The following is an 11,667-nucleotide window of genomic DNA, read 5'->3' on the forward strand; positions in this document are numbered from 1 at the left end:
CCATGGCCGCCCATAGCAGGACGAATCGCACGCTGGAACCACCCGGATTCCGGGATGTTCGGCACGCCACGCGCGCAAAAGTCGCAGGAATCCGCGGTTGTTCCCTAGTGTGTTCCCCGTCCGACCGGCGCGAGCCGGTCAGGGACGAGAACGTGACGACGCACGGGTCGCGTGCGTCGTGAACCGAAGAAGGGATGCACATGTCGCTGAACAAGTCCGAGCTGGTCTCGGCCATCGCCGGCAAGGCCGAGCTCAGCAAGGCGGAGGCGGAGAAGTTCCTCAACGCCTTCCAGGCGGTGCTCGAGGAGTCGCTCGCCAAGGGTGAGGCTGTCAAGGTCACGGGTCTGCTCTCGGTCGAGCGCGTCGAGCGTGCGGCCCGTACCGGTCGCAACCCGCGCACCGGTGAGGAGATCCAGATCCCGGCCGGCCACGGCGTGAAGATCAGCGCCGGCTCGCTGCTGAAGAAGGCCGTCGCGAAGTGATCCTTCGCTGACGGGCGCCGCTGCGCGCCACGTCAGCCACCTGGAGGCCCGCCCCTCGCCCTGTCGCGAGCGGCGGGCCTCCGTCGTTCCCGGGCCGACCGGGTGGGCCGGCGATGATGATCGTGAACGCGGGCACCACGGGCACCACGGGCACCACGGTCGCCGCGGTCGTCACGGCGGTCGCGATGCACGTGGCCCTGCTGCCCGGCGCCGACGTCGGCAAGATCGCCGTCCTTCTCGCGGCTTCGGGGTCGGCGGGCTGGTGGGGAACCTCGCCGTGGGCGCGATCGTGGACCGGCACCTGCCGGTGCTCCTGCTCGCCGTCCCGGTCACCATCGGCGTGGGCGTGGCCGCCGTCGGGCTGGCCCCGGCGGTGCCCGCGCTCGCCTGTCCGGCGGTCGTCGTGTGGGGGGCCGCGTTCGGGGGCGTGCTGAACGTGGTGCAGGTCTGGATCAACGTGACGGCCCGGTCGCCCAGCACGCCGTCGAGCTCCTCGCCGGCGGCGTCGACCGACCTCACCGAGCAGCGCAGGCGCGCGCCCCCGCCGGTGCCGGGCCATCGACCAGCGTCATGGTCCCTCCAGGGTGGTGTCGGGTCCGACGTCAGGAGAATGTCACGGACGCCGCGCCAGAGCCCGGGTTTCCGCAGGTCGTGCTGCTTCCTCAGAGGTCGCCCTTGCGCTCAAGGAACCGCATGGCGATCCACCCGATCGGCACGCGGGCCCAGTAGGTGACGACGCGGTAGAGCATGGTCACGGAGAACGCGAGGGACGCCGGGATGCCGGCGGCGGTGAGCCCGGCGATGAGGGCGCCCTCGACGCCGCCGAGGCCGCCAGGCGTGGGCACCAAGGCGCCCAGGGCGTTGCCCACCAGGTAGATCACGGCGACGTCGATGAGCTTGAGGGACTGGCCGAAGGCGGAGAGCGCGGCGTGGAACGCCAGCACGTAGCCGAGCGTCATGACCACGTTGCCGCCCAGGCCGAGCGCGAGCCGGGCTGGCTGCGCGAGCATCTGGGACAGTCGCGGCCACACCTGCTCCAGCGTGGGCCGGGCCTTCTCCCACGCCCACCGCCGCACGGACGGCACCAGGAGCGTCGCGACGACGGCGACGCCCACGCCGGCGATCGCCAGCAGCACCGTGGTGGAGGGCAGCTCGATGAGGCCGCCCGACCCGGTGAACACGGACAGCACCACGAGCAGCAGCACGGTGACGACGAACTGCGAGAGCTGCACCAGGGCCACGGTGGCGAGGGCCATCGGCGTGGCCACGCCGCGGCGCTGGAGCATGCGCAGGTTGAGAGCTGCCGGCCCGATGCCGGCGGGCGCGGCGAGGGAGACGAACGACCCGGCCATCTGCGTGAGCGTGGCCCGCCACAGCGGCAGCTTCTCGGGGGAGAACGCGGAGAAGGTGAGGGCGGCGCCGAACCACGTGATCGCGCCGAAGGCGAACGAGGCGGCGACCCACCACGGGTTCGCCTCGGCGATCGCCGCCGCGATCTCCTCGAAGTTCATCGTCGTGACGATCACCGAGACGGCGACGATCGTCAGGGTCAGCATGATGACCGTGCGGGCACCGAACCGGGTGATGTTCTGCGGTTGCACGTCCGCCTGGGGCAGCCGCTCCACCAGGGCGTCGCGCAGCTCGTCCAGCAGGCCCTTGGCGCGGCGCACCTCCTCGCGCGTCGGGCTGGGCAGCGCGATGGACTGCAGCAGCGGGCCGATGGCGGCGATGTCCTCGTCGGGCAGCGCGCGCACCGCCGAGGCGAGCGCGCGGTGCGCCCCGACGCGCAGCGCCAGCAGGGCGAGCATCTGCGTGAGGTCGAGGCGCCGCGACAGGTTGGACGACGCGATCTCGCCCTGCTCCCAGCCGGTGAGCCACACGTGTGGCGCACCCGCGCCGTCGTGGTGCACCAGCAGGACGTCGGGCGTCAGGGCGTGGTGCGTGAGCCCGGCGTCGTGTGCGCGCCGCAGCTGCTCCCACGCCTGGGCGAGCACCGCGTCGCCGCGCGGCCCCTCGAGGTCGGTGGCGTCGACGTCGCGCAGGGAGACGGCGCCGCGCGCGTGCTCCTGCACGAGGACGACCGAGTCGTCCGCGACGCCGATGCCCTCCAGCCGCGGGGTGCGCACCCCGGCCGCCTGGGCGGCGTACGCCAGCAGGGCGGTGCGCTCGGCGGCGGCGCGCAGCGAGATCGCCGCGCGGCCCTCGAGGCCGCGTAGCCGCAGCGCGCGCCACAGCCGCTGCACGGTGGTCATGACCTGACGGTCGCCGTCCAGCACGACGACGTCGCGCCGGGGCTCGCCGTCGCCCGTGAACAGCGCGTAGATGCGGTTGTCGCCCGCCCGGGTGAGCGCCAGGGCCGCCGCGTCCGCCGTCGTCGGGTCCGCCGGCATCGTCTCCTCGTCGCCTTCCGGCGCGTCCACGACGTCGCCGTCGGCGTCGTAGGCCGCGACCGGGTCCTCGGGCACGGGCACCTCGTCGGCGTCGTCCACGGCGGTCGAGACGTCGCGCACCCGCACCAGCGCGGTCGGGTGGAACCCCGCCCGCCGCACCGCGGCCACGAGGTCGGCGCCGTAGGCGCGTTCGCTGCGCACCCCGGACACGTACTGCACGGCCTGCCCCGCGAGACGGCCGAGCAGCAGGGTGACCAGCACGCCCGGCAGCGACACCTGCCCGGTGATGAGCACGATGAACAGCGCCAGGTAGAGCACGTTCCACGACCAGCGCACGGTGCGGCGGCGGGTGCGCGGGCCGGCCGTGGTGAGCAGGCCGGCGATGGCGGCGACGTACCCGGGCACCGTGAGCTGCCACTCGCCGTCCCGGAACACCGAGAGCCCGCGCACCAGCTCGTCGCTGCCGAACCGGGAGATGCTCAGCACCGTGACGACGCCGAGCACCAGCCCGAGCGCGGCGGCGCAGATCGACTCCACCACCTGCCGCCCCAGCCGGCGCAGCCCGAGCTCGATCAGCACGGCGGCGGGCACGAACAGGGTGATGAGCCCCTCGAGCACCTGGACCGGCACGAACAGGATGCGTGCCAGCAGCGTGCTGAAGTTGCGGACGTCCTGCGTGACGCCCTCCGTCGTGGCGTGCGCGACCACCGACAGCACCAGCACGAGCGCCACGGCGAGGGCGCTGACCACCATCCCGAGCATGTCGGACGGGTGCCGGACCCGGGCCTCCGGGGTGTCGACCACGCGGACCAGATCGGAGCCCGTGCCCTGGTCGGAGGCGTTTCCGGAGAGCAGCGCCTGGAGCGGACCGGTCGGCGGTGAGGGGTCGTGCTCCGGATCCCGGTGCGACGGACCCCGGTCGGGACCCGCTGCGCTTGCTCCGGACATGTCGGGAAGTCTATGGGGAAGCCGGGTTCACGGCTTGTGACACGGGCAGGAGCGCAGTGGTAGGTTCCCGGACCACGATGCGATCACGGTCCGGGTGTGACCCACGCCTATGACCCTGGCGACACACCGGTGTGCTAGAAACGCCAGCATTGTGACGAGTCTGCGGCCACTGCCGCGGGCCGGCCTGGACGAAGGGGACCACGACCATGAGTGCCATCAGAGGCTCACGACGCCTGCTCGCGGGCGCCGCCGGGACGGCAGCGCTGGCGCTGGTGCTGACCGCGTGCGGCGGCGGCGGCTCGAACGACGGCGGCGACGGAGGTGACGGCGGGAGCGCCGAGTCGTTGATCATCGGCACCACCGACAAGATCACGTCGCTCGACCCGGCCGGGGCGTACGACAACGGCTCGCTCGCGGTGATGCTCCAGGTCTACCCGTTCCTCATGAACAACCCGTATGGCAGCTCGGACGTGGAGCCCGACCTCGCCGAGTCGGCGGAGTTCACGGCGCCCACCGAGTACACGGTGAAGCTCAAGCCGGGGCTGAAGTGGGCCAACGGGCACGACCTCACGTCGTCCGACGTGAAGTTCACGTTCGACCGCCAGCTCAAGATCAAGGACGACAACGGCCCGTGGTCGCTGCTGGCCAACCTGGACAGCGTGGAGACGCCGGACGAGACCACCGCCGTCTTCCACCTCAAGAACCCGGACGACCAGACCTTCCCGCAGGTCCTGTCGACCAGCGCGGGCCCGATCGTGGACGAGGAGGTGTTCTCGCCCGACGAGCTCACCCCGGACCAGGAGATCGTGGACGGCAAGGCCTTCGCCGGTCAGTACTCCATCGCGGCGTACAAGCCGAACGAGCTCGTGAGCTACGAGGCGTACGACGGCTATGAGGGCCTCAACGGCGCGGCCAAGACGCCCAAGGTCAACGTCAAGTACTTCACCGACGCCTCCAACCTCAAGCTCGAGGTGCAGGACGGGTCGGTCGACGTCGCCTTCCGCTCGCTGTCGCCCACCGACATCGAGGACCTGGGCAGCGAGGACAGCGTCAACGTCGTCAAGGGCCCGGGCGGCGAGATCCGCTACATCACGTTCAACTTCGACACGCAGCCCTTCGGCGCCAAGCAGCCCGACGCCGACGAGGCGAAGGCGCTCGCGGTGCGCCAGGCGGTGGCCGACCTCATCGACCGGCAGGCGCTGGCCGAGCAGGTCTACAAGGGCACCTACAGCCCGCTGTACTCCTTCGTGCCCGAGGGCCTGACGGGCGCCACGCAGCCCCTCAAGGAGATGTACGGCGACGGCGAGGGCGGCCCCGACGCTGACGCCGCGAAGAAGAAGCTCGCGGACGCGGACGTCACCGAGCCGGTCGAGCTGAACCTGCAGTACTCGAACGACCACTACGGCCCGTCGTCGGGCGACGAGTACGCGCTGATCAAGGACCAGCTCGAGGAGAGCGGCCTGTTCAAGGTCAACCTGCAGACCACCGAGTGGGTGCAGTACTCCAAGGACCGCACGGAGGACGTCTACCCGGCCTACCAGCTCGGCTGGTTCCCGGACTACTCCGACGCGGACAACTACCTGACGCCGTTCTTCGCGGAGGGCAACTTCCTCGACAACAACTACCTGAACCCCGCCGTCGACAAGCTGATCAAGCAGCAGACGTCGACGCCGGACGCCGACGAGCGCACGGCGCTCATCGAGCAGATCCAGGAGGAGGAGGCGAAGGACCTGTCGACCGTCCCGTACCTGCAGGGCGACCAGGTCGCCATCGCGGGCAAGGACGTCACCGGCGTCGAGGACACCCTCGACGCGTCGTTCAAGTTCCGCTACGGCGCGCTGGCGAAGGGCTGATCCAGCTCCGTGGCTACGCGTAGTGCGACGGGAAGCGCACTGGGACGCTACGTCCTGGTGCGCTTCCTGCTCATCATCCCCACTGTGTTCATCCTGGTCACCACGGTCTTCGTGCTCATGCGCGCGACCGGTGACCCCATCACCGCCGCGCAGGGCGGGCGCCTGACGCCCGACCAGCTCGCCGAGCGGATCCATGCGGCCGGCTACGACCGGCCCGTCCTCGTGCAGTACTGGGACTACCTCACCGGCATCTTCACCGGCGACTTCGGCACGACGATCAGCGACGGGCGGCCGGTCACCGAGGTCCTCACGACCTACGGCACCGCGACCCTGGAGCTCTCGCTCTACGCGATCCTCGTGGCGCTCGTCCTCGGCGTCCCGTTCGGCATGATCAGCGGCTACTTCCGCGACCGGCTGCCTGACGCGGTGCTGCGTATCCTCGCGATCCTCGCGTATGCGACCCCGGTCTTCTTCGCCGGCCTCCTCCTCAAGCTCGTGTTCTCCGTCTGGCTGGGCTGGTTCCCGGTGGCCGGGCGCGTCTCCACCGACGGGGAGATCGCCATGCAGCTCGCCGGGGCGGACTCCGGCTTCATGCTGGTCGACGCGTTCCGGACCGGCGACCCCGAGGTCATCCTCGACGTGCTGTCGCACGCTGCGCTGCCGGCCCTCGCGCTCGGCCTGCTCACGGCCGGCGTGTTCCTGCGGCTGGTGCGCACCAACATGATCGGCACGCTCGGCGCCGGCTACATCGACGCGGCCCGCTCGCGGGGCGTGAAGGAGAGCCGGCTCGTGCGCAAGCACGCGTGGCGTCCGGCGCTCATCCCGATCATCACCGTGGCCGGCATGCAGGTCGCGATGCTGCTCGTGGGTGCCGTGCTGACCGAGACGACCTTCGAGTGGCGGGGGCTGGGCTTCCAGCTCTCGGAGTACCTGCAGGCGCGCGACTTCGTGGCCGTGCAGGGGATCGTCGTCCTCATGGCGGTGGTCGTGGCGGTGACGAACTTCCTCGTCGACATCATCGCCGCCCTGGTCGACCCGAGGGTGAGGTACTGATGACCGCGGGAGAGATCACCGGCGTCGGCATTGCCGGCGCCGCCCCCGAGCACCTCGGCGGCCGGGGCGCGTGGCTCCGGAAGCTGCCCGTGGTGCGCCAGCTACGCCAGAGCGTCGGGCTGCAGCGCGGGATGCTCATCGCCGGCCTCGTGCTCACCGCCGTGTTCGTGCTGGTCGCGGTGTTCGCGCCGCTGCTGGCGCCGTTCGGCTGGTCGCAGCTGCGCGACCTCGAGGGCGCGTTCGGCGCCCAGCAGCCGCCGTCGGCCGAGCACTGGTTCGGCACCACCGTAGGTGGCTACGACGTCTTTTCCCGCGTCGTGTGGGGCGCGCGCACGGCGTTGCTCGTCGTGCTGGTGGCCGTGCTGGCGTCGATCGTCGTGGGCGTGCTGCTGGGACTCGTGTCCGGGTACTTCGGCGGCTGGCTCGACCGCGTGCTCGTGGTCGTGGCGGACGCGATCTACGCGTTCCCGTCGCTGCTGCTCGCGATCCTGCTCGCCATCGTCATCTCCGGCGGCAGATCCGGCATGTGGGCCGGCATCTTTGCCGCCGCCCTGTCCATCACCGTGGTGTTCATCCCGCAGTACTTCCGCGTGGTGCGCGCCGAGGTGGTGCGCATCAAGGGGGAGGCGTTCGTCGACTCGGCGCGCGTGCTCGGCACCGGGAACTGGCGCATCATGACGCGTCACGTGCTGCGCAACTCCACGCGCACGCTGCCGCTCATCGTCACGCTCAACGCGTCGGAGGCGATCCTCACGCTCGCCGGGCTCGGCTTCCTCGGCTTCGGCATCGAACCGACCGCGGCCGCCGAGTGGGGTTACGACCTGCAGCGCGCCGTCGCCGACGTCACGTCCGGCATCTGGTGGACCGCGCTGTTCCCGGGCGTCGCCATCGTCCTCGCGGCGATGGGCATGACCCTCATGGGCGAGTCGCTCAACGATCTCGCCGACCCGCGGCTGCGCTCGCGTGCCCGCTCGGGCCAGGTGTCCGGCGCGGTGGCGGCCACGGCGGTCGAGCAGTCGGTCGAGGCGGACCCCTCCGACCCGGAGAACCCCGCGTCCGCCGAGCACTCCGAGGAGAACTCGAAGGGAGACGACGCATGAGCGCCGTCGCATCGATCAGCGCCGTTGCATCGATCAGGGACCTCGAGGTCTCGTTCGCCACGGACGCCGGCCCGGTCCGGGCGGTCGCAGGCGTGAGCCTCGAGGTCCAGCCGGGTGAGGTGCTCGCCGTGGTCGGCGAGTCGGGCTCGGGCAAGACCGTCACCGCCAAGACGATCCTCGGGCTCCTGCCCGAGACGGCGACGACCAGCGGGGCCGTCGTGCTCACCGGCAGGGACGGCGCGACCACGGACGTGATCTCGGTGTCGGCGGCCCGGCTGCGCCAGGTGCGCGGACGCGACGTGGCGATGGTGTTCCAGGAGCCGTCGAGCGTGCTCAACCCCGTGTACACGGTGGGCTGGCAGATCGCCGAGGGCATCCGCGCCCACGGCGAGGTCTCCCGCAGGGAGGCGCGCCGGCGGGCGATCGAGGTGCTCGGCACCGTGGGCATCCCCGACCCCGAGCACCGTGTGGACCACTACCCGCACCAGTTCTCGGGCGGGCAGAAGCAGCGCATCGTCATCGCGATGGCACTGGTCCTGGGGCCGAACCTCATCGTCGCCGACGAGCCCACCACGGCTCTCGACGTCACCGTCCAGGCCGAGATCCTCGACCTGTTGCGCCGCCTGCGCGACGAGACGGGCGCGGCCATCGTGCTCATCACGCACAACATGGGCGTCGTGGCCGACCTGGCCGACCGGGTCGCCGTGATGTATCAGGGCGAGCTCGTGGAGCAGGCGACCGTCGGCGATCTGTTCGCGGACCCGCAGGCCGAGTACACGAAGGCGCTGCTCAAGGCCGTGCCGCGCGTCGGGGAGGGCACCGCCCGCGCCGCCGAGCGCGCGGCCGCCCGGCCCGAGGGATGGGAGTCCACCGAGCCGGTGGTGCGCGCCGAGGGGCTCACGATCACCTACCCCGGCCGGTTCCGGCAGCCGGCGTTCACCGCGGTGGACGGCGTGACCCTCGCGATCCGACCCGGCGAGGTGCTGGGGCTCGTGGGGGAGTCCGGCTCCGGCAAGACGACGATCGCCCGGGCGATCGCGGGCCTGACGCCGGTGAACGACGGCTCGCTGCGGGTGCTCGGCACCGAGATGCGCGGCGCCAAGGAGCGGGGTCTCAAGGTGATGCGCCCGCGGCTGGGGTTCGTCTTCCAGGATCCGGCCACATCGTTCAACCCGCTGCTGACCATCGCCGAGTGCGTGGCCGAGCCCCTGGTGGTGCACGGGCGGTTCCGCAACCCCGAGGCCGCGCGCGGGCGGGTCGACGAGCTGCTCGAGGCGGTGCAGCTGCCGCGCAGCTACGGCGACCGCTTCCCCCACGAGCTGTCCGGCGGGCAGCGGCAGCGTGCGTCGCTGGCGCGCGGCCTGGCGCTCGACCCGGAGCTGCTCATCGCGGACGAGCCGACGTCGGCCCTCGACGTGTCGGTGCAGGCCCGCGTGCTGGAGCTGTTCGCCGAGCTGCAGAAGGAGCTCGGATTCGCGTGCCTGTTCGTCTCGCACGACCTGGCCGTCGTGGACCGGCTCGCGGACCGGATCGCGGTGCTCTACCGCGGGCGGCTCGTGGAGGAGGGCACCGGCGAGCAGGTGCTGGGCAACCCCCGCGAGGAGTACACCCAGCAGCTCCTGGCCTCCCTCCCGGTGCCCGACCCGGCGGCGCAGGCCGAGCACCGGGAAGCGCTGCGGGCGTTGCGGGTGGGCTGAGTGGTGGAGGCGCTGTTCATCCTCGTGCCCGCCGTTCTGGCCCTGGTCGGGGTGCTGATGGTGGTGGGCGCGATCCGTGAGGTCGCGGGCGTGCGCTCGCTCGAACGGTCCGGCCAGGAGACCAGGGGCCGGGTGATCGCGAGCCACGTCAAGCACTCGAGCAACGGTTCGGGGAACAGCCGGTCGGTCAGCTCCCGGCTGGTCGAGACGGTCGAGTTCCCACGCTCGACGGGCGTCGGGTCCGCGCGGTGCCCGCCTACTCGGACGTCGGGATGCTCGACCGCGCCGACATGGACGTGCGCGTGCTCTACGACCCCGAGCGGCCCGAGCGCTTCATCGCGCCGAAGGGCCCGCGGATGGGCACCGGCGCGGCGTTCGGGCGCATCGTGTTCGCGCTCGTGTTCCTCGCGTTCGTGGCCGTGGCGTTATCGCAGAGTATGTTCAGCGCCTCCCCGTTCTGACCTCCCCGTTCTGACCTCCCGGATCTGAGCGCCTCAGGCCGGCCTGCCCTCACGGGTGGGCCGGCCTGTGGTGCGTCCGGGCCCAATGTGAGCCTGCGACCAGCAACGACGCCACGGTGACACCAGAATGACGCCGCACCTCTTGCGGTGACACCATGATGGTGTCATAGTGGCGTCATGGACCTGACCCGATACGTCGACGAGCTGCACCGCCAGCTCGCCACCGCCGCCGCTGCGGGCGGTGACGACGCCCGCGAGCTTGCCGAACGTCTGACCGCCCCGCTCGATGCCGCAGCCCGCCTCGTCCTCCTCGACGCGCTCTCCGACGCGGCGGGGGAGATCACCGCCGACCTGGCTCCCGGGTCCGTGGACGTGCGCCTGCGCGGCGGCGCCCCCGAGTTCGTCGTCGCTCTGCCCCGTGCCCCCGCCGCCCCTGCCCTGCGGGAGGAGCCCGTCGTGCCCGCCGCGGCGCCGGCCACGGCGGAGCCGCAGGCCTCGTCCGGCCTGGACGCCGAGGGGGGCGCCACCACCCGCACCACACTGCGCCTGCCCGACCACCTCAAGACGCAGGCCGAGGTCGCCGCCGCGCGAGACGGCGTCTCGGTCAACACCTGGCTCGTGCGGGCGGTCGCCGCGGCGCTCGAGCAGCCCGCGGGCCGCCCGGTCGCGCAGTCCCGCCCTGAGCAGCACGGCACCGGCCGCGTTACCGGCTGGGTGCGCTGACCACCGTCGGTGGAGCTTGTCGAAACCAGGTCTCGGCACGCTCGACCGGCGAACCGAACCCCCCCGACACCAGTCCGACACCACTGATGGAGCCCCGCCATGCCCACTTTCCCCGCACCCCGTCCCGTCCCGGTCGTCGTGGACGTGCCCTTCGCCAACCTGCAGGTCGTCGCCGGGGAGCGTGACGACGTCGTCGTCACCGTGCTGCCCACCGAACCCGGGAAGTCCGGCAGCGTCCGGGCCGCCGAGGAGGTCCGCGTCGAGCGGGACGGCGACGCGGTCACGATCACCTACCCGGGATCCTGGAAGCAGTGGGTCCTCCCGTTCGCCGCAGGCACCGCCAACATCACCGTCGAGCTGCCCGCGGGGTCCGACCTCCGCGGCAAGTCCGGCTCGCTCTACACCGAGGGGCCGCTCGGCGCCGTCGACATGACGCTCTCCGCCGGGAACGTGCGGGTCGAGGACGTCGACCGGCTCGACCTCAAAGTCTCCGCCGGCTCGGTCGCCGCGCGCCGGGTGGCGGGGGCCCTGGACGTGAAGGTGAGCGCCGGCTCGGTGGTCATCGACGAGGTGGCCGGCAGCGGCACGGTCCGGGCGAGCAACGGCACCACCACCGTCGGCTCCGTCACCGGGTCCCTCGAGGTGCATGGGGCGCACGCCGACATCGCCGTGAGCCGCGTGCGCGGCACCCTGACCGTGAAGTCCGCCCATGCCGGGATCCGGGTCAACAACCTCGAGTCCGGCAGCGCCACCCTCACGACCTCCTTCGGCTCGATCGAGGTGGGCGTGCCCGTGGGCACCGCCGCCTACCTCGACGTCGCGTCGGAGCACGGCACCGTCCGCAACCGGCTGACCCCCACCGAGGGGCCGGTCGAGGACGAGGCCACCGCCGAGATCCACGCCAGCACCGGCTACGGCGACGTCATCGTCCGCCGTCCCTGAACCGCACTGATGAAACGG

At 71.9% G+C, this 11,667-nt stretch carries 9 protein-coding genes; 8 read left to right on the top strand and 1 reads right to left on the bottom strand.

Going from position 1 to position 11,667, the window contains the following annotated elements:
• Window positions 1–200: 200 nt before the first annotated feature.
• Complete coding sequence (locus AC1C2W_RS16700; RefSeq protein ID WP_495390650.1) at window positions 201–482, top strand: HU family DNA-binding protein; 282 nt, start codon at window positions 201–203, stop codon at window positions 480–482.
• A gap of 662 nt (window positions 483–1,144) precedes the next feature.
• Here AC1C2W_RS16700 and AC1C2W_RS16705 read toward each other — a convergent pair.
• Complete coding sequence (locus AC1C2W_RS16705) at window positions 1,145–3,820, bottom strand: flippase-like domain-containing protein (RefSeq protein ID WP_495413748.1); 2,676 nt, start codon at window positions 3,818–3,820, stop codon at window positions 1,145–1,147.
• A gap of 206 nt (window positions 3,821–4,026) precedes the next feature.
• On the opposite strand from AC1C2W_RS16705, the gene AC1C2W_RS16710 reads away from it, so the two are divergent.
• The 7 genes from AC1C2W_RS16710 to AC1C2W_RS16740 all read left to right on the top strand — a co-directional run bounded on the left by AC1C2W_RS16710 (window position 4,027) and on the right by AC1C2W_RS16740 (window position 11,649).
• Window positions 4,027–5,673, top strand: coding sequence for an ABC transporter substrate-binding protein (locus AC1C2W_RS16710; RefSeq protein WP_495390653.1), 1,647 nt, complete (start codon window positions 4,027–4,029; stop codon window positions 5,671–5,673).
• A 9-nt stretch (window positions 5,674–5,682) separates the two neighbouring features.
• Window positions 5,683–6,726 carry an ABC transporter permease gene (locus tag AC1C2W_RS16715; protein WP_495390654.1) on the top strand — a complete coding sequence of 348 codons (1,044 nt, stop codon included), beginning with the start codon at window positions 5,683–5,685 and terminating at the stop codon, window positions 6,724–6,726.
• Window positions 6,726–7,826 (top strand): ABC transporter permease, encoded by a 1,101-nt coding sequence (locus tag AC1C2W_RS16720; protein ID WP_495390655.1) that lies wholly within the window; start codon window positions 6,726–6,728, stop codon window positions 7,824–7,826. The genes AC1C2W_RS16715 and AC1C2W_RS16720 overlap by 1 nt, the downstream gene beginning before the upstream one ends.
• Window positions 7,823–9,523: a dipeptide ABC transporter ATP-binding protein gene (locus AC1C2W_RS16725; protein ID WP_495390656.1), complete on the top strand. Its 1,701-nt coding sequence runs from the start codon at window positions 7,823–7,825 to the stop codon at window positions 9,521–9,523. The genes AC1C2W_RS16720 and AC1C2W_RS16725 overlap by 4 nt, the downstream gene beginning before the upstream one ends.
• Before the next feature lie 248 nt (window positions 9,524–9,771).
• A complete protein-coding gene (locus tag AC1C2W_RS16730; protein WP_495413749.1) occupies window positions 9,772–9,984 on the top strand; it encodes a hypothetical protein in 213 nt (70 codons plus the stop codon).
• A gap of 177 nt (window positions 9,985–10,161) precedes the next feature.
• The gene (locus AC1C2W_RS16735) at window positions 10,162–10,707 is read left to right on the top strand and encodes a histidine kinase (RefSeq protein WP_495390658.1); all 546 of its coding nucleotides are present in this window, start codon (window positions 10,162–10,164) and stop codon (window positions 10,705–10,707) included.
• Window positions 10,708–10,806: 99 nt separating this feature from the next.
• Window positions 10,807–11,649 (top strand): DUF4097 family beta strand repeat-containing protein, encoded by an 843-nt coding sequence (locus tag AC1C2W_RS16740; protein ID WP_495390659.1) that lies wholly within the window; start codon window positions 10,807–10,809, stop codon window positions 11,647–11,649.
• Window positions 11,650–11,667: the final 18 nt, after the last annotated feature.

It is taken from the genome of Isoptericola sp. Y581 (assembly GCF_059445475.1).

What these genes read in the sequence shown, in the direction of transcription:
- AC1C2W_RS16710 (WP_495390653.1), top strand. Translation starts at nt 4,027, where the DNA reads ATGAGTGCCATCAGAGGCTCACGACGCCTGCTCGCGGGCGCCGCCGGG.
- AC1C2W_RS16705 (WP_495413748.1), bottom strand. Translation starts at nt 3,820, where the DNA reads ATGTCCGGAGCAAGCGCAGCGGGTCCCGACCGGGGTCCGTCGCACCGG.
- AC1C2W_RS16735 (WP_495390658.1), top strand. Translation starts at nt 10,162, where the DNA reads ATGGACCTGACCCGATACGTCGACGAGCTGCACCGCCAGCTCGCCACC.
- AC1C2W_RS16700 (WP_495390650.1), top strand. Translation starts at nt 201, where the DNA reads ATGTCGCTGAACAAGTCCGAGCTGGTCTCGGCCATCGCCGGCAAGGCC.
- AC1C2W_RS16720 (WP_495390655.1), top strand. Translation starts at nt 6,726, where the DNA reads ATGACCGCGGGAGAGATCACCGGCGTCGGCATTGCCGGCGCCGCCCCC.
- AC1C2W_RS16725 (WP_495390656.1), top strand. Translation starts at nt 7,823, where the DNA reads ATGAGCGCCGTCGCATCGATCAGCGCCGTTGCATCGATCAGGGACCTC.
- AC1C2W_RS16740 (WP_495390659.1), top strand. Translation starts at nt 10,807, where the DNA reads ATGCCCACTTTCCCCGCACCCCGTCCCGTCCCGGTCGTCGTGGACGTG.